Here is an 18,163-nt window from a genome sequence, read left to right as displayed (position 1 = left end):
GCCCGGCAGCGCTACTGCGGAGGGCGCTTCAGATAGAGCTGGTCGGACCACGTGGCCAGCCACTCGGGCTTGAAGGCCACAAAAATCGCGGTGAGCATGCCCGTCACAAACCCGTCGCCCCAGGCCATGAGCCAGCGGGCCACCAGAGACAGTTCGTTGCCCACACCGGGCAACAGGTGCCCGGTCCATTGCGACAGCACACCAGCAGCAAACACGCAGGCCACGGTGCCCAGAAACGCGCGGCCCAGCACGTACACAAATGGCTGCGTACCGACAAAGCGCCGCACCAGCGCGCCCAGCGCCAGGGCCAGCGTGGCGGGCACCACGCCCAGCCAGATGGCGGCGCCCAGCGCATCGGCCCAGTCCAGGGCGGGTGAGAGCAGGCCCGCAATGGTGCCCACCGCCAGCAGCACGGGGATGGCCAGCGGCCAGCCCAGCATCAGCACCACGAGGCACGCGCCCGACCATTGCAATTGCAGCGGCATGGCGTGCAGCGTGGGCAGCGCCCACAGCCAGGGCAGAAACACCAGCGTGGCGAGCAATGGCGTCCACAGCGGGGACGCCGCGCCATGGGACTCGTGCTCCAGCGGCGTGCGGCTGGCCAGCAAGCGCCAGGGCCGCGTGACCAAGGCGGTCGTCAGGGCCACCAGCGCGACAAGAGACTCCAGCCACATTGTTTTGCTTCTCTTTTGATAGCTATCAGCGCATGATTCACTAGCGCTTGTGGCCTCTCTGGCTTGTAAAGTGCTATGCAGCCACCACGGGTTGCCCCAGGCTGCGCAGAATGTCCCGCACCATCTGTGCGCGGTCCTTGGGCTCCTTCAGCTCGCGCTCGATGCGCAGCTTCTCGTTGCCCGCCAGCTTGATGTGCTTGTTCTTCTGAATCAGTTCAATGATGCGCATCGGGTCGATGGGCGGCTGGGGCTTGAAGGTGATGTTGATGACGCCCGGGGCGGCATCCACCTTGACCACGCCGTAGGGCTGGCTCAGCACGCGCAGGCGGTGCACGTCGATGAGGGTCTGCGCCTGCGGCGGCAGCTTGCCGAAGCGGTCCACGATCTCTTCGAGCAGGCCGTCGATCTGGTCGGGCGTCTTGGCCGTGGCCAGCTTCTTGTAGAACGACAGGCGCAGGTGCACGTCGCCGCAGTAGTCGTCGGGCAGCAGGGCGGGGGCGTGCAGGTTGATGTCGGTGGTCACGCTCAGCGGGCTGAGCAGGTCCGGCTCCTTGCCGGCCTTGAGTGCCTTGACGGCTTCATTGAGCATCTCGTTGTACAGCTGGAATCCCACCTCCAGCATGTTGCCGCTCTGGTTCTCGCCCAGCACCTCGCCGGCGCCGCGGATCTCCAGGTCGTGCATGGCCAGGTAGAAGCCGCTGCCCAGTTCTTCCATCTGCTGGATGGCATCGAGCCGCTGCGCGGCCTGCTTGGTCAGGCCCTCGGTGTCGGGCACCATCAGGTAGGCGTACGCCTGGTGGTGGCTGCGGCCCACGCGGCCGCGCAGCTGGTGCAGCTGCGCCAGGCCGAACTTGTCGGCGCGGCTCATGATGATGGTGTTGGCCGTGGGCACGTCGATGCCGGTCTCGATGATGGTCGAGCACAGCAGGATGTTGTAGCGCTGGGCCACGAAGTCGCGCATCACGCGCTCCAGTTCGCGCTCAGGCATCTGGCCGTGGGCCACGGCGATGCGGGCCTCGGGCAATATTTCTTCGAGCTTCTGGCGGCGGTTCTCGATGGTCTCCACCTCGTTGTGCAGGAAGTACACCTGCCCGCCACGCTTCAATTCACGCAGCACCGCTTCGCGGATCACGCCCGTGCCTTCGTTGCGTACAAAGGTCTTGATCGCCAGGCGCCGCTGCGGCGCGGTGGCGATGACCGACAGGTCGCGCAGGCCTTCCAGTGCCATGCCCAGCGTACGCGGGATGGGCGTGGCCGTCAGCGTCAGCACGTCCACCTCGGCGCGCAGGGCCTTCATCTGCTCCTTGTGGCGCACGCCGAAACGGTGTTCCTCATCGATGATGAGCAGGCCCAGGTTGTGGAACTTGGTGGATTCGGAGAGCAGCTTGTGCGTGCCCACCACGATGTCCACCGTGCCGTCGCCGATGCCCTTGATGGCGGCGGTGATCTCCTTGCCCGAGCGAAAGCGCGACACCTCGGCCACCTTCACCGGCCACTTGCTGAAGCGGTCTACCAGCGTCTGGTAGTGCTGTTCGGCCAGCAGGGTAGTGGGCGCGAGGAAGGCCACCTGCTTGCCGCCCGTGACGGCCACGAAGGCCGCGCGCAGCGCCACCTCGGTCTTGCCAAAGCCCACGTCGCCGCAGACCAGGCGGTCCATGGGGCGCGGGCTGATCATGTCCTGGATCACAGCGTGGATGGCGGCGTTCTGGTCGGCCGTTTCTTCAAAGCCGAAGTCGTTGGCAAAGGTCTCGTAGTCCTGCGGGCTGTAGCGGAAGGCGTGGCCTTCGCGCGCCGCGCGGCGGGCATAGATGTTGAGCAGCTCGGCCGCGCTGTCGCGCACCTGCTCGGCGGCCTTGCGCTTGGCCTTTTCCCACTGGCCACTGCCCAGCTTGTGCAGCGGCGCCTCGTCGGCGCTCACGCCGGTGTAGCGGCTGATCAGCTGCAGCTGGCTCACGGGCACGTAGAGCACGGCCTTGTCGGCGTATTCCAGATGCAGGAACTCCTGCATGGCGGGCGTGCCGTCGGGGTTCTTGTTGCCCACGTCCATGTTGACCAGGCCCCGGTAGCGGCCGATGCCGTGCGCGCTGTGCACCACGGGGTCGCCCACGTTGAGCTCGGCCAGGTCCTTGATCAGCGCCTCGACATCGCTCACCTGCTCCTGCTTCTTGCGCCGGCGTGTGGTGGGGCCGGCGGCGAAGAGTTCGGTCTCGGTGACGAAGTCGATGCCGTCCTCGATCCAGCTGAAGCCCACGGTGAGGCCGGCGGTGGCGATGCCCACCTTCTCTTCATGGGCGCCCTGGAACTCGGCCAGCGAGTCAAAGGCTGGCGGGTTCACCCCGCTGGCGCGCAGAAAGTCGAGCAGGCTCTCGCGCCTGCCATCGCTTTCAGCCAGCAGCAGCACGCGGTGCTGGGTGTTGCGGATGTGGGCGTGCAGCCGGGCCAGCGGGTCTTCGGCACCACGCACCACCGACAGGTCGCCCAGCTTCTGGAAGTGCGGGTTGTCGGCAATGTCCTCCACGCCGGGGCGGATGGACAGCTGGGCATGCTCCTTGGCGCGCGTGTAGAACTGGTCGGCCGAGAGGAACAGCGCCTCGGGTGGCAGCACCGGGCGCTCGGGGTCGCCCTGCACCAGGCGAAAGCGGTCTTTCGTGTCCTGCCAGAAGCGCTGGAAGGCGGGCTCCAGGTCGCCGTGCAGCACCACGGTGGCCTCGCCGCCCAGGTAGTCGAACACGGTGGCGGTCTCGTCGAAGAACAGCGGCAGGTAGTACTCGATGCCGGCCGTGGCCACGCCCGCGCCCATGTCCTTGTAGATGCGGCTCTTGGTCGGGTCGCCCTCGAGCATCTCGCGCCAGCGGCTGCGGAACTTGGCGCGCGCCTCGTCGTCCATGGGGAACTCGCGCCCGGGCAGCAGGCGCACCTCGGGCACGGGGTACAGGCTGCGCTGGCTGTCGGGGTCGAAGGTGCGGATGCTGTCGATCTCGTCGTCGAACAGGTCCACGCGGAAGGGTACGAGCGAGCCCATGGGGAACAGGTCGATCAGCCCGCCGCGCACGGCGTACTCGCCCGGGCTCACCACCTGCGAGACATGGCTGTAGCCCGCCAGCGTGAGCTGGGCCTTGAACTTGGCCTCGTCGAGCTTTTGCTTGACCTTGAAGTGGAAGGTGTAGCCCGCGAGGAAGGAGGGCGGCGCGAGCCGGTACAACGCGGTGGTGGCGGGCACCAGCACGACATCGGCTTCGCCTTGCGAAATGCGCCACAGCGTGGCCAATCGCTCGCTGATCAGGTCTTGGTGCGGGGAGAAGGTGTCGTAAGGCAGCGTCTCCCAGTCGGGGAACAGTGCGCAGCGCAGGCCCGGCGCAAAAAAGGCCATTTCGTCGATGAGCCGCTGTGCATCGGTGGCGTCGGACGTGACGATGGCGGTGGTGTGGCCAGCGGCCTTGTCGCGCTCGGCCAGGCGTGCCAGCAGCAGGGAGTCGGCGCTGCCCACGGGGCGGGGCAGGGCAAAGCGTTTTCCGGGGGAGAGTTTGGGGAGTTCCATGCGGACGGTGTCGTCAGTGGGCCCACCGCATCCCCAGGGGCGCGAAACACGCACGGGCTGGATCGGGGGCAACGGGAGATTTTAGAATGAGCGCTCCATGACTGCTCCTCTGTTGCACCCTTCGCTCACCCCCTTGTCGGCCCAAGGGCGTTTTTGGGCCTTGGTGCCCTGTGCAGGGGTCGGGTCGCGGGCCGTGCCGGCAGGCGCAGGCATGGCCCCTTCAGCACAGCCTGTGCAGGCATCGACCGTGGCGGCTTTTTCGCCCACCTCAGCGCTGTCTGCCAATGCACCCGTGGCGGTTGCCCCGTTGCCCAAGCAATACCACCTGGTGGCAGGCCATCCGATGGTGCTGCACACACTGGCTGCGTTTGCCGGAGTCGGGCGCTTGCTGGGGACGCTGGTGGCCGTGGCGCCGGGGGATCACTTTCTGGATGCCCATGCCCATCCCGCATTTTTTGTGGTGGAGTGTGGTGGCCCCACGCGTGCCGACACGGTGCTGGGTGGCCTCAAGGCGCTGCTGGATCGTGGTGCCCAGCCTGGCGACTGGGTGCTGGTGCATGACGCAGCGCGCTGCCTCGTGACCTCAGAGCAGATCGATGCGCTCATCGACCAATGCGCGGGCGACAGTGTGGGTGGCCTGTTGGCGCACAAGCTGGCCGACACGCTCAAGACTTCCATCGACGGCCCGGGCGGCGTGCGCGTGGCCTCCACCGTGGACCGCAGCGACAAGTGGCTGGCGCAGACGCCGCAGATGTTCCGCATCGGCCCGCTGATGGAGGCCATCGACAAGGTGGGCTCCAACGTGACTGATGAAGCCAGTGCGATGGAGGCCCTGGGTTTTCACCCCCGGCTGGTGCCCGGCGGGGCGCAGAATTTCAAGGTCACTTACCCGGACGATTTCGCGCTGGCGGCTGCGGTGCTGGCCCAGCGTGCGCACAGCACCACGCTGGAGCGCTTTGGCGGGGAGCGGGGGCAGGTGAGTACGGCCCCTGGCAAGAAGAATCTTTTTTAGTCCGCTGCGCATGGCGCTGCCGGCATCACTGGCGCGCTGACTGCGTTGCTCATCGGGGGAAACCGTCCGACGTTCCCCGCGACTCCTCACACAAACCTTCACAAAGGCAGACAAATGAATTTCAGGATTGGAGAAGGTTGGGACGTACATGCGCTGGTGCCCGGCCGCCGCCTGGTGATTGGTGGGGTGGAGATCCCTCACCCGACAGGCCTGCTGGGCCACTCGGACGCCGACGTATTGCTGCACGCCATCACCGACGCGCTGCTGGGCGCGGCGGCACTGGGAGACATTGGCCGCCATTTCCCCGACACCGATGCTGCGTTCCGGGGCGCAGACTCGGGCGTGCTGCTGGCCGAGGCGGCGCGGCGGGTGCGCGCAGCGGGCTTTGAGATCGGCAACATCGACAGCACGGTCGTCGCCCAGGCCCCACGCCTGGCGGCGCACATCCCTGGCATGCGGGCCGCCATCGCCCGCGCGGTGGGTGTGGCAGAGGACCAGGTCAATGTGAAAGCCAAGACGGCCGAGCGCCTGGGCCCGGTAGGGCAGGGGCTGGCCATGGAGGCTCGGGCCATAGCGCTGGTCTACCGGGCGTAAGTCGCAGGGGATTGGCCCGGCCTTTGGCGCAGGGTCTTGCAGCGCTCAGCTGCTGCTGCGCTCCACGATGGAAAAGCCGATGTCCACCACGGGCTGGGCAACTGCCTTGCCCTCGGCCCGGTCGGCAATCCACTGAGCCGCTGTCTGGCCCATGCGTGTGCCGTCGATGCGCACGCTGGAAAGAGCCGGGCTGACGCTCTCGGCAAAGTCGATGTCGCCAAACCCCATCACAGCGAGTTGCTGAGGCACTGCGATTGCGCGGGCCCTGGCTTCGGTGAGCACGCCCAGGGCGAGCATGTCGGAGCTGCAGAACACTGCGTCGATATCGGGCACGTCGGCCAGCAGGGCTGCGAGCCCGGCACGGCCATCTGCGTGGGTGGTGGGTGATTTACCCAGTCGCACGGCGGGCGGGCGCAGCCCCAGGCGCGCGGCGGCGTCGGCAAAGCCCTGAGCGCGCCGCGCCGCGCGCTCGTCTCCGCCACTGAGCAGCGCCAGCCGTCGCCGTCCCCTGGCGAACAGGTGCTCGCACACGGAGGCGCCCAGCGCTTCGTGGCGCAGGCCGACCAGCATGTCGATGGGGGTGTCCGTGAAGTCCCAGGTTTCCACCACCGGAATGCCCGAGGCCATCAGCAACCGCCGCCCCTCGGGTGAGTGCATGACCCCCGTGAGCACGATCCCGTCGGGCCGCCGGCCCACGATGGCGCGCAGCAACTCGTCTTCGCGTGAACGGGCGTAGCCCACCTGGCCCGCCATGACCTGAAAGCCGCGCAGTTCCAGCGCATCGGTGAGGGCCTGCACCATTTCACCAAACAGTGGCCCCGTGAGCGTGGGGACCAGTGCCGTCACCACATGGCTGCGCGCCGAACGCAACCCGCCTGCCACCAGGTTGGGCACATAGCCCAAGGCGGAAACGGCTTCCTGAACCCGTTGCCGTGTGCGCTCAGACACCTGCTGCGGCGTGTTGATGGCGCGCGACACGGTAATCATCGACACGCCTGCCCGTTCGGCCACCTCGCGCAGCGTGACCGCCGAGCGGTCGCGGCCGGAGGGTGGGGCAGTGCGGGCCGGATCAGGAGCTTGCATGGTGGTGGAGTCTAAAGGGCGCGTGACTTCGGGCTGGCACCGTGCACACCCCTGTGCGAGGGCACTCCAGTGAAATTCGTCAAAATAAGGGTTTTCACTATGTTGTCTGATGATGTTAACGTTAACATTTGCATAAATCGTAGAAATTTCCCCTTTTAGAGCAGAAATTCTGTGACTTGTACGACCTTTAAAGACCTCTTACCCACCGCCCGCTTTTCACCATGACCCCGCAAGAACTCAAAACCATCATGGGCTCCGGCCTGCTCTCGTTCCCCATCACCGACTTCGACGAGCAGGGCAACTTCCGCCCCAAGACCTACATCGAGCGCCTGGAGTGGCTCNATGGGCTCCGGCCTGCTCTCGTTCCCCATCACCGACTTCGACGAGCAGGGCAACTTCCGCCCCAAGACCTACATCGAGCGCCTGGAGTGGCTCGCCCCCTATGGCGCCAGCGCCCTGTTTGCCGCCGGTGGCACCGGCGAGTACTTCTCGCTCTCGGGCCCGGAGTACAGCGAGGTCATCAAGACGGCCGTGGATACCTGCCGGGGCAAGGTGCCGATCATTGCCGGTGCCGGTGGCCCCACCCGCACGGCCATTGCCCATGCCCAGGAGGCCGAGCGCCTGGGCGCCCATGGCATCCTGCTGCTGCCGCATTACCTGACCGAAGCCGGCCAGGAAGGCCTGATCGCCCATGTGGAGCAGGTCTGCAAGAGCGTGAAGTTTGGTGTGATCGTCTACAACCGCGACCGCACCAAGCTCACGGCCGAGTCCCTGGCCATCCTGGCGGAGCGTTGTCCGAACCTGGTGGGGTTCAAGGACGGTGTGGGCAACATCGAGACCATGTCTTCCATCTACATGAAGATGGGGGACCGCTTTTCGTACCTGGGCGGTCTGCCCACGGCGGAGGTGTATGCCGCTGCCTACAAGGCGCTGGGCACGCCGGTGTATTCGTCGGCGGTGTTCAANGACCGCTTTTCGTACCTGGGCGGTCTGCCCACGGCGGAGGTGTATGCCGCTGCCTACAAGGCGCTGGGCACGCCGGTGTATTCGTCGGCGGTGTTCAACTTCATCCCCAAGACGGCGATGGAGTTCTACAAGGCGGTGGCCAGCGATGACACTACCACGCAGCACCGGCTGCTCAAGTCGTTCTTCATGCCGTACCTGGCCATCCGCAACCGGGTGGAGGGCTATGGCGTGTCGATCATCAAGGCGGGGGCGCGCATCGTGGGCCATGACGGCGGGCCGGTGCGGGCGCCGCTGACGGACCTCAAGCCCCATGAGATGGAAGAGCTCAAGGCGCTGATTGACAAGCTCGGGCCGCAGTGAACGCGGCCGACTGATTCCTTCCTTTTCTCATCCACCCCCGAGGCCCCGCAGAGGGCCTGCCATCACTACTTTCGGAGACACCCTCATGTTCGTTGCCAAGAAACTGTTGCTTGCTGCTGCCGCCTGTGGCCTTGCCTTTGCCGCATCTGCGCAGACCGCCGCGCCCGCTGCTGCCACCTGGCCCGATAAACCCGTGACCATCGTCGTGCCGTTCCCGGCCGGCGGTTCCACCGACATGGTGGCCCGCGCCATGGCCCTGCACATGGGCGACAAGTTGGGCCAGAACTTCGTGGTGGACAACCGCCCGGGTGCCACGGGCACACTGGGCGCGGGTATGGTCAAGCGCGCGCCAGCCGATGGCTACACGCTGCTGGTGTCGTCGCTGGGTGCCTTTGTCGTGGCGCCGCATTTGCTCAAGAGCGTGCCATACGACGCCCTCAAGGACTTTGACTACATCACCGTGCCCGTGCAGGCGCCCAACGTGCTGGTCGCAGCCCCCGGACAGAAGGCGCGCACCGTGAAGGAGGTGATCGCCCAGCTCAAGGCCAACCCGGGCAAGGTGAGTTTTGCCAGCTCGGGCAACGGCTCGTCAGACCACCTTTCTGCCGAAGTGTTCTGGCAGCAGAGTGGCACCGAAGGCCTGCACATTCCCTACAAGGGTGGCGCACCGGCCATCAACGACCTGCTGGGCGGGCAGGTGGAGTTCTCGTTCCAGAACGTGAACGCCGTGTTGCAGCACATCCGTGCGGGCAAGCTGCACGCCATCGCTGTGACGGGCGACAAGCGCAGCCCTGTGCTGCCGGATGTACCCACGCTGGCCGAAGCGGGCGTGGCCGGTGCTGAGGTGTACTCCTGGCAGGGCATGGCCGCACCCAAGGGCCTGCCGCCTGCACTCAAGAAGAAGCTCGCTGACGCCGCCATCGCAGCCATCAACGACCCTGCCGTGAAAAAGCGCATGCTGGATCAGGGCCTGGAGATTGTCGGCAGCACGCCCGAAGCCTTCACCGCCTACCAAGCGCGCGAATTTGCCCGTTGGAAGACTGTGATCGAGACCCGAAAAATCACCGCTGATTGAGCCCTGCCACGAGGCGCCGGGCGCGCCTCATCCTCGTTTTCTGACCACCATGACCAACTCTTCCAATCCTTCTGCCACCAGCAGCCCCGTTATCACCGAGCTTCGCGTGGTGCCTGTGGCGGGCCACGACAGCATGCTCATGAACCTGAGCGGCGCGCACGGTCCGTTCTTCACGCGCAACCTGCTCATCCTGCGTGACAGCGCGGGCAACACAGGCGTGGGCGAAGTACCCGGCGGCGAGAAGATCCGCCAGACCATCGACGATGCGCGACCGCTCATCGTGGGCCAGCCCGTGGGTCACCACAACGCCGTGCTCAATGCCATGCGCGCCCAGTTTGCCGACCGCGATGCGGGCGGGCGTGGCCTGCAGACCTTTGACCTTCGCATCACCATCCACGCCGTGACGGCGGTGGAGTCGGCCTTTCTCGATCTGCTGGGCCAGCACCTGGGCGTGCCCGTGGCCGCGCTGCTGGGCGACGGCGTTCAGCGCACATCGGTGCAAATGCTGGGCTACCTGTTCTATGTGGGCGACCGCACCAAGACCGATTTGGCCTACCGCACCGAGCCCGGCGCTGACAACGACTGGTTCCGCCTGCGCAACGAAAAGGCGATGACGGCTGAGGGCATCGTGCGCCTGGCCGAGGCCGCTTACCAGCGCTATGGCTTTGCTGACTTCAAGCTCAAGGGCGGTGTGCTGCGTGGCGAGGAAGAGGTCGAGGCCATCCGCGCGCTGCACGAGCGCTTCCCCGAAGCGCGGGTGACGCTGGACCCCAATGGCGGCTGGCTGTTGAAAGACGCCATCCGCCTCACGCGCGACCTGCATGGCGTGATGGCCTATGCCGAAGACCCCTGCGGCGCAGAAGGCGTGTTCTCGGGCCGCGAGGTGATGGCCGAGTTCCGCCGCGCCACCGGCCTGCTCACCGCTACCAACATGGTGGCCACCGACTGGCGCGAAATGGCGCACAGCCTGGCGCTGCAGTCGGTGGACATTCCGCTGGCAGACCCCCATTTCTGGACCATGGCCGGATCAGTGCGTGTGGCGCAGATGTGCCAGGCCTTCGGCCTGACCTGGGGCTCGCACTCCAACAACCATTTCGATGTTTCGCTGGCCATGTTCACCCACGTGGGCGCCGCTGCCCCGGGCCGCGTGACCGCGATCGACACGCACTGGATCTGGCAGGACGGCGAGCGCCTGACGAAGCAGCCGTTCCAAATCAGGAATGGTTTCATTGACCTGCCCGAGAAGCCCGGTCTCGGGGTAGAGCTGGACATGGACGAGGTTGAGCGCGCCCACCGCCTGTACCTGCAGCACGGCCTGGGGGCACGCGACGATGCGATTGCGATGCAGTACCTGATCCCCGGCTGGAAGTTCAACAACAAGTCACCTTGCATGGTGCGCTGAGGCGGGTGAAAAACACAAAGCCCTCCAGTGGAGGGCTTTGTGTTGGTGGCAGGGCAGGGGATCAGGCCATCCGGTCTTCCGCCCGTCGCCGGGGCAGTTGGCGCTTGACGGATGGGCGCTGCAGGCGCTGCTTGGGGTCCACGCCCTCGGGCAAGCTGGTGGCGCGCTGCAGTTGCAGGTGGGCCACCAGGCCGCCGGTGCTGGAGTTGGCCAGCGCAAAAATGCCGCCCATGCGCTGCACCGTCTTGTCCACAATCGACAGCCCCAGGCCTGCACCCGCCGCCGCCGTGCGCGCCGAGTCGCCCCGGAAGAACGGCTTGGTGAGGTTGGACAGCTGCTCAGGCGGCACGCCAGCGCCGTGGTCGCGCAACTTGATCAGCACCCAGTTTTCGCGGCTCTTGGCGGCGATGTCCACGTTGGTGATGCCCGTGTCCTCGTTCTTGCCGTAGCGCCGGGCGTTTTCCAGCAGGTTGGAGATCACACGGGCCAATTCCACCTCGTCTGCCAGCACGTTCAGGTCCTCAGGCACCGCCATGGTGATCTGCAGCTCGCGGTGGTCCTGCACCGCGTACACACATGACGACACCACCGCATGCAGGTTCACCGGGGTCAGCGTCACGTGGTCGGGCCGTGCGTAGTCCAGAAACTTGTCGATGGTGGCGTCGAGCTGCACGATGTCGGCCACCATGTGCTCGCGGGCCACTTCGTCGGTCACGCTCATCTCGGTTTCCAGCCGCAGGCGCGCCAGCGGCGTGCGCAGGTCGTGCGAAATGCCCGCCAGCATCACGGCGCGGTCCTGTTCCAGCTTGGCCAGCTTTTGGGCCATGCGGTTGAAGCCGATGTTCACCTCGCGGATTTCGCTGGTCACCACTTCTTCGTCGAGGTGGCTGGCGGCAAAGTCACCGTCTTTGACGCGGTTGGCCGCATAGGACAGCTGCTTGAGCGGGCGGTTGATTAGCCGCGCAATGGCCGCGGCACCGGCCAGCGACAGCGCGGCGGCCGTGATCAGCCAGATCAGCCAGGTGCGTCCCCCTGCCGGGCTGAAGCGCGAGCGGTCCATCAAAAGCCAGTTGGGGTCGCCGTTGATGTTGAAGCCGACCCACAGCCCGTTTTCTCCGTTCACGCTTTGCGCCACGATGGTGTCCGGGCCCAGGCGCATGGTCAGCTCGTCGGTCAGGCGGTTGCCCAGGGCCGTGGGATCGAGCAGTGCGTACTTGTCCTTGGGCTCGCGCGGCAGGATGCGCACACCCTCCTGGTCGGCCATGGTCTTGATGAGCGACACGCGCGCGATGGCGTCGGAGTGCACCAGCGCGGCGCGGCTCAGGTTGACCAGCGATGCAATCTGCTGTGCGGTCTGCAGCGTGCGCGGTTCAAACTCCAGCGCGCGCAGGGTTTGCAGCCATGCCAGGATGCTGCCCACCAGCAGCAGGGCCAGCAGAAAAAACGTGCGCCAGAAAAGGTTCAGACCGACGCGCGCACGCTGTTCCCGCGCCCGCCGAATGGCCTCCAGCGGGGCAGGGCTGGTGGCGTCGGAGGGGGCGGTGACAGACTTGCGGGACGAAGATCTCGGCTTGCCCTCAGTGTTGGCCATGAACTATCAGCTCGTTCCGTCCGGCACAAACACGTAGCCCACGCCCCAGACGGTCTGGATGTAGCGGGGCGCTGCGGCGTCCACCTCCACCAGCTTGCGCAGGCGAGAGACCTGCACGTCCAGGCTGCGGTCGAAGGGCTCGAACTCGCGGCCGCGGGCCAGCAGAGCCAGCTTTTCGCGCGACAGGGGCTGGCGCGGGTGGCGCACCAAGGCCTTGAGCATGGCGAATTCGCCGGTGGTCAACGGCAGTTCTTCGCCATTGCGCTGCAGTGCGCGCGTGCCCAGATCGAAGGTGAAGGGGCCAAAGGTGACGACTTCGTTGTCGCCCGATGGGGCGCCTGGGGCTTCCTGGGCGGGGCGGCGGCGCAGCACGGCGTGGATGCGGGCGAGCAGCTCGCGCGGGTTGAAGGGCTTGCCCAGGTAATCGTCGGCGCCCACTTCCAGGCCCACGATGCGGTCCACGTCCTCGCCCTTGGCAGTGAGCATGATGATGGGAGTGCGGTCGTTGGCGGCGCGCAGGCGGCGGCAGATCGACAAACCGTCTTCGCCAGGCATCATCAGGTCCAGCACGATGATGTCCACCGTCTCGCGCAGCAGCAGGCGGTTGAGGGCCTTGCCGTCTTCGGCAACCATGACTTCAAAACCCTCTTGGGTGAGGTAGCGGCGCAGCAGGTCGCGGATGCGAGCGTCGTCGTCCACTACCAGAACTTTGTCGGTGCGATTGGGTGTTGTGGCCATGTTGATCTCAAGTCCAATTTGTAACAGAGCCAATTCTGACCAGTTGGAACGCCGAAGTTCGGGTTTGGAGGCCGGGTTTGACCAACTGTTACAAGTTTTGCCCAGCTTCGCACCTCGTGCGACATGGCTTTGTCAAGGGCGTCGCGCACTGCGGTTAAGGTGGTGCCCCGCACCCCTGGCAACCGGGGCGTGCACCAATGACAAGGACCGTGTGATGATGAAAAACACTACCAAATTGATAGCTGCCAGTGCATTGATCGCCTGCGCAAGCGCCGCTTTTGCCCAAAATGCACCGGCCCCTGAGCTGCGCAATGTGGTGCAGCTGTCGGCCACGGGCACGGTGGAGGTGCAGCAAGATCTGCTGGTGCTCAACCTTGCCACCAGCAAAGAGGCCGCCGATGCCGCTACCGTGCAAACCCAACTCAAGCAGGCGCTGGATGCTGCACTGACCGAGGCCAAGCGCAATGCGCAGCCCGGACAGCTGGACGTGCGCACCGGTCCGTTCGGGCTGTACCCGCGCTACGGCAAGGACGGCAAGATCAACGGCTGGCAGGGCCGGGCCGAACTGGTGCTGGAGGGCCGTGACTTTGCACGCATCACGGCCACCGCCGGCAAGATTCAGACCTTGGCGATCAGCCAGGTGGCGTTTGGCCTGTCGCGCGAGGCCCGCGCCAAGGTGGAGTCCGAGGCCCAGACCCAGGCCATCGAGCAGTTCAAGGCCCGTGCGGCCGAACTGGCCAAGGGCTTTGGATTCGCGAACTACAGCTTGCGCGAAGTGGCGGTGAACAGCAATGAAATGTCGCCCGGCCCCCGGCCCCGCATGATGGCCGCCGAGGCCAAGGCGGCGTCGTTCTCGGACTCAGCCGTGCCGGTGGAAGCGGGCAAGGCCCAGGTCACGGTGAACGTGTCGGGCTCGGTGCAGATGCGCTGAGGCCTCTGAGCTCCCTGAGTCGCTGGGTGTGCCCTGTTTGAAATAAAAACGGCTGCAAGCGCTAGTGCAATAAGCGCAGGCAGCTATCAAAAGCAGAGCGATTGCTCGGCGCCGGCTTACTGAGCAGCCCAGCCGCCGTCCATGTTCCACGCCACGCCACGCACGTTGTTGGCGGCGGGGGAGCAGAAGAACACGGCCAGCTCGCCCAGCTCTTCGGGCGTGGTGAACTGCATCGAAGGCTCCTTCTCGCCCAGCAGCAGCTTCTTGGCTTCTTCATTGGAGATGCCGTGTTCGGCGGCCTTGGCGTCCACCTGCTTTTGCACCAGTGGCGTCAGCACCCAGCCGGGGCAGATGGCGTTGCAGGTCACGCCAGTGGTGGCGTTCTCCAGCGCGGTGACCTTGGTCAGGCCCACGATGCCATGCTTAGCGGCCACATAGGCGGACTTCTGGGCCGATCCCACCAGGCCGTGCACAGACGCCACATTGATGATGCGGCCCCAGTTGGCGCTCTTCATCGCGGGCAGGGCCAGGCGCGAGGTGTGGAAGGCACTGGTCAGGTTGATGGCGATGATGGAGTCCCAGCGTTCGACGGGAAAGTTCTCCACATTGGCCACATGCTGGATGCCTGCGTTGTTGATCAGGATGTCCACGCGGCCAAACTGGCTGGCGCTGTACTTCATCATGTCTTCGATGTCGGCCACACGGCTCATATCGGCGCCGTGGTAAGCCACCTGGGCGCCCGCAGCCTCGCCAGCTGCCAGCACCTCGGCGCGGGGGCCATCCACATCGCCAAAGCCGTTGAGCACGATGTTGGCGCCCTGGCGCGCCAGGGCCTTGGCGATGCCAAGACCAATGCCGCTGGTGGAGCCGGTGACGAGGGCAGTTTTGCCTTTCAGCATGGGAGTCTCTCCGAATGAATTACGATGCGACGACAAGAAAAAGTCGGCACTCAGGGGCAAGCGATGGGTGCCAACGACCACAGCATTATCGAGCGCTGCCCCCAGATTTCGCACCCATGATTGAACCTACGCTGAACTACGTACTGTGCCCAGGCCCCGCGGCCTCGCCGGAGACTTCAGACCGCGCACCCGCTCCCGCACAGCAGCACCGCATGGCGTATTGGGAGTGGAACGCCACCGGCAACCCGGCGCACCCGCACGTCATCGTCTGCGTGCATGGCCTGTCGCGCCAGGGGCGGGATTTTGATACCTTGGCCCGTGTGCTGAGCCAGCATGCACGGGTGATCTGCCCCGACGTGGTGGGCCGGGGGCGCAGCGACTGGCTGGCCGACCCCATGGGCTACCAGATTCCCCAATACGCGGCGGACATGCTGGCATTGCTGGCGCAGTTGCACCAGCAAGCCCCTATCACCACGCTGGACTGGGTGGGCACGAGCATGGGCGGACTCATCGGCATGGGCATCACCGGCCAGCCGGGTCTGCCCTTGCCGGTGCCTGTGCGCCGGCTGGTGCTGAACGATGTGGGGCCTGTCATCCAGTGGCAGGCGCTGCAGCGCATCGGGCAGTATCTGGGGCAGCCCGCGCGGTTTGCATCGCTGCAGCAGGCGGCCGATGCGATGTGGGCCATCTCCACCAGCTTTGGCCCCCACACGCCCGCCCAGTGGCTGGACCTGTCGCGCGCCATGGTGCGCGAGCTGCCGCAGTCCGCCGGAGGCGGCCTCGCGCTGCACTATGACCCGGCGATTGCGGTGCCCTTCAAGACGTTGACGCAGGAGGCTGCGGCGGCGGGCGAGGCGGCGCTGTGGCAGCTGTATGACCACATCACGGCCCAGACGTTGCTGTTGCGCGGTGCGCAGTCCGACCTGCTCTCACGCGATACGGCGCAGGCCATGGCGCAGCGCGGGCCCCGGGCCCGCGTGGTGGAGTTTGACGGTGTGGGCCACGCGCCCACGCTGGTGGCGGAAGACCAGGTCGCCGCAGTCGCGAGTTTCCTGCTGGCGGCAGAAGGTGCTGTGGCCGGATGAAAACCAACCCTCCTGCACCAGCGTCTCTCACCCCCCAGGCCGACGCTGTCCCCCAGCTCATCGCTGCCACGGCGCACACCCTGCCGGAGCAGGTGAACGCGCTGGCCCGCGCGCGCGCTTTTGCCGAACCCCTGATGGCGGGCGAAACGCTCGACTCCGGCGAGAACACGCTGGCCCATGCCGATGCGGTAGCCGCTATCCTCAAGGGTATTGGCGGTTCCGAAGCCATGCAGGCGGCCAGCTATCTGGTACACGCCTGCATCCATCTGAACAAACCCGAGGAGGTGATCGCCAAGGCCTTTGGCGCCAACTTCGCGGCGCTGGCGGTGGAGACCACCAAGCTGATGCGCGTGCAGCAGCAGGCCCGCGCGGCTGCACCGCTGGACGACCCCGCCGTGCAGACGGAGAACGTGCGCAAGATGCTGCTGGCGTTCTCGCGCGACCTGCGGGTGGTGATGCTGCGGCTGGCCTCGCGCTTGCAGACGCTCCGTTTTCATGCGGCCAGCAAGCGCCCCGTGTCGCCCAGTCTGGCGCGCGAGTCGCTGCAGGTGTTTGCGCCGCTGGCGAACCGCCTGGGTATCTGGCAGGTGAAGTGGGAGCTGGAGGACCTGTCCTTCCGCTTCCTGGAGCCCGACACCTACAAGGAAGTGGCCCGCCTGCTCGACGAAAAGCGTGGCGAGCGCGAGGTCTATATGGAGCAGCTGCGCGCGCGGCTCGAATCCGACCTGCGTGCGCGCAGCATCAGCGCCACCGTGGCGGGCCGCCCCAAGCACATCTACAGCATCGTCAAGAAGATGCGTGGCAAGTCGCTCAACTTTGACCAAGTGTTCGACATCCGCGCGCTGCGTGTGGTGGTGCCCACGGTGAAGGACTGCTACGCCGCCCTGAGCTGGGTGCACGAGCAGTTCAAGCCCATCGTGGAGGAGTTTGACGACTACATCGCCAAGCCCAAGCCCAACGGCTACCAGTCGCTGCACACCATCGTGCGGGACGACAACGGCAAGCCCATCGAGATCCAGATCCGCACCCAGGCCATGCACGAACACGCCGAGCATGGCGTGGCAGCGCACTGGGCCTACAAGGAGGCCGGGGCCAAAGGTTATGCGGGTGTGTCTGCAACGGGCGAGTACGACGCCAAGATTGCCGTGCTGCGCCAGCTGCTGGCGTGGGAGCGGGACCTGGCGGGCGCGTTGCCCAACCGGGGCTTGTTCGAGGACCGCATCTACGTGCTGACCCCCGATGCCGCCGTGGTGGAGCTGCCCCAGGGCGCCACCCCGGTGGACTTTGCCTACTCGGTCCACACCAGCCTGGGCCACCGCTGCCGGGGCGCCAAGGTCGATGGTGTGATGGTGCCGCTCAATACCCCGTTGCAAAACGGGCAGACGGTTGAAATCTCCACCGTCAAGGAAGGGCGCCCCTCGCGCGACTGGCTCAATGCCGAGCTGGGCTATCTCACCAGCAATCGCGCCAAGGCCAAGGTACGTGCCTGGTTCAACGCACAGGCCACCCACGAGACAGTGGCCCGGGGCCGCGAGGCGGTCGAAAAGCTGCTGCAGCGCGAGGGCAAGACCGCCATCAAGCTCGACGATTTGGCAGTGCAACTGGGCTTCAAGTCGGCCGACGCGCTGTTTGAGGTGGTGGGCAAGGACGAGTTTTCGCTGCGCAACATTGAAACGGTGCTGCGCCCGCCCGAGCCCGTGCTGCAGCCCGACGACTATCTGCTGCTCAAGAAAACACGCACCAACGACGCGGCCCCCAAGGGCGGTGTGCTGGTGGTGGGCATCGACTCGCTGATGACGCAGCTGGCCAAGTGCTGCAAGCCCGCACCGCCGGACACCATCCGTGGCTTTGTCACGCGTGGCAAAGGGGTGAGCGTGCACCGTGCCGACTGCAGCAACTTCCGCGAGATGGCGGCACGCAATGCCGAGCGTGTGATCGAGGTGGAGTGGGGCGTGCCCAAGCCATCGGCATCCACGGCGGTGTACCCGGTGGACGTCGCGGTGGAGGCCGCCGACCGCCAGGGCCTGCTGCGCGACATCTCGGAAGTGTTTGCCCGCGAAAAAACCAATGTGATCGGTGTGCAGACCCAGTCCGTCAAAGGCACGGCGTGGATGACGTTCACGGTAGAAGTGTCCGACTCAGGCCGCCTGAACAAGGTGCTCGGCATCGTGGCTGGGGTGCAGGGCGTTCGTTCTGCCCGCCGTCGTTGAGGCGA

At 66.0% G+C, this 18,163-nt stretch carries 14 protein-coding genes and 1 pseudogene; 9 read left to right on the top strand and 6 right to left on the bottom strand.

All coding sequences use genetic code 11. The annotated features are described in order from the left end of the window. Positions 1-11 precede the first annotated feature (11 nt). Both ASC83_RS15350 and mfd read right to left on the bottom strand, forming a co-directional pair. Positions 12-674, bottom strand: coding sequence for a hypothetical protein (locus ASC83_RS15350; RefSeq protein WP_056064236.1), 663 nt, complete (start codon positions 672-674; stop codon positions 12-14). A gap of 73 nt (positions 675-747) precedes the next feature. Further along, on the bottom strand, positions 748-4,212 hold the full coding sequence (gene mfd / locus ASC83_RS15345) for a transcription-repair coupling factor (RefSeq protein WP_056064233.1): 3,465 nt from the start codon (positions 4,210-4,212) through the stop codon (positions 748-750). A gap of 97 nt (positions 4,213-4,309) precedes the next feature. Between mfd and ASC83_RS15340 the strand changes: the two genes are divergently transcribed. After that, positions 4,310-5,224: a 2-C-methyl-D-erythritol 4-phosphate cytidylyltransferase gene (locus ASC83_RS15340; RefSeq protein ID WP_082522473.1), complete on the top strand. Its 915-nt coding sequence runs from the start codon at positions 4,310-4,312 to the stop codon at positions 5,222-5,224. 114 nt (positions 5,225-5,338) lie between these two features. Continuing rightward, a complete protein-coding gene (gene ispF, locus ASC83_RS15335; RefSeq protein ID WP_056064230.1) occupies positions 5,339-5,818 on the top strand; it encodes a 2-C-methyl-D-erythritol 2,4-cyclodiphosphate synthase in 480 nt (159 codons plus the stop codon). Between the two features lie 45 nt (positions 5,819-5,863). On the opposite strand, the gene ASC83_RS15330 is transcribed toward ispF, so the two are convergent. Beyond that, positions 5,864-6,901: a LacI family DNA-binding transcriptional regulator gene (locus ASC83_RS15330; protein ID WP_056064226.1), complete on the bottom strand. Its 1,038-nt coding sequence runs from the start codon at positions 6,899-6,901 to the stop codon at positions 5,864-5,866. Positions 6,902-7,243: 342 nt separating this feature from the next. On the opposite strand from ASC83_RS15330, the pseudogene ASC83_RS24355 reads away from it, so the two are divergent. From ASC83_RS24355 to gudD, 4 genes and pseudogenes are all read left to right on the top strand, one after another. After that, positions 7,244-7,866, top strand: a pseudogene (locus ASC83_RS24355) (5-dehydro-4-deoxyglucarate dehydratase); the annotation flags it as partial. Position 7,867: 1 nt separating this feature from the next. Then, the coding region (locus tag ASC83_RS24350; RefSeq protein WP_235509387.1) for a dihydrodipicolinate synthase family protein at positions 7,868-8,227 on the top strand (360 nt) is incomplete at its 5' end. A gap of 85 nt (positions 8,228-8,312) precedes the next feature. Then, positions 8,313-9,302, top strand: a complete 990-nt coding sequence (locus ASC83_RS15320) for a tripartite tricarboxylate transporter substrate binding protein (protein ID WP_200938941.1) — start codon at positions 8,313-8,315, stop codon at positions 9,300-9,302. A gap of 49 nt (positions 9,303-9,351) precedes the next feature. After that, entirely contained in the window at positions 9,352-10,704 is a 1,353-nt protein-coding gene (gene gudD, locus ASC83_RS15315) for a glucarate dehydratase (RefSeq protein WP_056064219.1), read from the top strand. Positions 10,705-10,765: 61 nt separating this feature from the next. Here the strand turns inward: gudD and ASC83_RS15310 are convergent, their stop codons facing one another. Then, a complete protein-coding gene (locus ASC83_RS15310; RefSeq protein WP_056064216.1) occupies positions 10,766-12,295 on the bottom strand; it encodes a sensor histidine kinase in 1,530 nt (509 codons plus the stop codon). A gap of 6 nt (positions 12,296-12,301) precedes the next feature. Next, a complete protein-coding gene (ompR, locus tag ASC83_RS15305; protein WP_015014739.1) occupies positions 12,302-13,033 on the bottom strand; it encodes a two-component system response regulator OmpR in 732 nt (243 codons plus the stop codon). Positions 13,034-13,250: 217 nt separating this feature from the next. Here ompR and ASC83_RS15300 point away from each other — a divergent pair, with 217 nt between their 5' ends. Further along, entirely contained in the window at positions 13,251-13,964 is a 714-nt protein-coding gene (locus ASC83_RS15300; protein WP_056065118.1) for an SIMPL domain-containing protein, read from the top strand. Between the two features lie 116 nt (positions 13,965-14,080). Here ASC83_RS15300 and ASC83_RS15295 read toward each other — a convergent pair whose 3' ends face one another. Then, positions 14,081-14,863, bottom strand: a complete 783-nt coding sequence (locus tag ASC83_RS15295) for a 3-hydroxybutyrate dehydrogenase (RefSeq protein ID WP_056064213.1) — start codon at positions 14,861-14,863, stop codon at positions 14,081-14,083. A 116-nt stretch (positions 14,864-14,979) separates the two neighbouring features. Here ASC83_RS15295 and ASC83_RS15290 point away from each other — a divergent pair, with 116 nt between their 5' ends. Together ASC83_RS15290 and ASC83_RS15285 are read left to right on the top strand one after the other, a co-directional pair. Next, positions 14,980-15,948 carry an alpha/beta fold hydrolase gene (locus ASC83_RS15290; RefSeq protein ID WP_056064210.1) on the top strand — a complete coding sequence of 323 codons (969 nt, stop codon included), beginning with the start codon at positions 14,980-14,982 and terminating at the stop codon, positions 15,946-15,948. Continuing rightward, positions 15,945-18,158, top strand: a complete 2,214-nt coding sequence (locus ASC83_RS15285; RefSeq protein WP_056064207.1) for a bifunctional (p)ppGpp synthetase/guanosine-3',5'-bis(diphosphate) 3'-pyrophosphohydrolase — start codon at positions 15,945-15,947, stop codon at positions 18,156-18,158. The genes ASC83_RS15290 and ASC83_RS15285 overlap by 4 nt, the downstream gene beginning before the upstream one ends. Positions 18,159-18,163: the final 5 nt, after the last annotated feature.

This window comes from Acidovorax sp. Root402, from assembly GCF_001425125.1.
GTDB classification, from domain to species: domain Bacteria; phylum Pseudomonadota; class Gammaproteobacteria; order Burkholderiales; family Burkholderiaceae_C; genus Acidovorax; species Acidovorax delafieldii.
Note: the sequence above shows the minus strand (reverse complement) of the source record. Positions and strands in the feature narration are given on the sequence as shown.

Coding starts and splice junctions, on each gene's coding strand:
- gudD (WP_056064219.1), top strand. CDS start 9,352: ATGACCAACTCTTCCAATCCTTCTGCCACCAGCAGCCCCGTTATCACC.
- ompR (WP_015014739.1), bottom strand. CDS start 13,033: ATGGCCACAACACCCAATCGCACCGACAAAGTTCTGGTAGTGGACGAC.
- ASC83_RS15300 (WP_056065118.1), top strand. CDS start 13,251: ATGAAAAACACTACCAAATTGATAGCTGCCAGTGCATTGATCGCCTGC.
- ASC83_RS15295 (WP_056064213.1), bottom strand. CDS start 14,863: ATGCTGAAAGGCAAAACTGCCCTCGTCACCGGCTCCACCAGCGGCATT.
- ASC83_RS15320 (WP_200938941.1), top strand. CDS start 8,313: ATGTTCGTTGCCAAGAAACTGTTGCTTGCTGCTGCCGCCTGTGGCCTT.
- ASC83_RS15290 (WP_056064210.1), top strand. CDS start 14,980: ATGATTGAACCTACGCTGAACTACGTACTGTGCCCAGGCCCCGCGGCC.
- ASC83_RS15340 (WP_082522473.1), top strand. CDS start 4,310: ATGACTGCTCCTCTGTTGCACCCTTCGCTCACCCCCTTGTCGGCCCAA.
- ispF (WP_056064230.1), top strand. CDS start 5,339: ATGAATTTCAGGATTGGAGAAGGTTGGGACGTACATGCGCTGGTGCCC.
- ASC83_RS15310 (WP_056064216.1), bottom strand. CDS start 12,295: ATGGCCAACACTGAGGGCAAGCCGAGATCTTCGTCCCGCAAGTCTGTC.
- ASC83_RS15350 (WP_056064236.1), bottom strand. CDS start 674: ATGTGGCTGGAGTCTCTTGTCGCGCTGGTGGCCCTGACGACCGCCTTG.
- mfd (WP_056064233.1), bottom strand. CDS start 4,212: ATGGAACTCCCCAAACTCTCCCCCGGAAAACGCTTTGCCCTGCCCCGC.
- ASC83_RS15330 (WP_056064226.1), bottom strand. CDS start 6,901: ATGCAAGCTCCTGATCCGGCCCGCACTGCCCCACCCTCCGGCCGCGAC.
- ASC83_RS15285 (WP_056064207.1), top strand. CDS start 15,945: ATGAAAACCAACCCTCCTGCACCAGCGTCTCTCACCCCCCAGGCCGAC.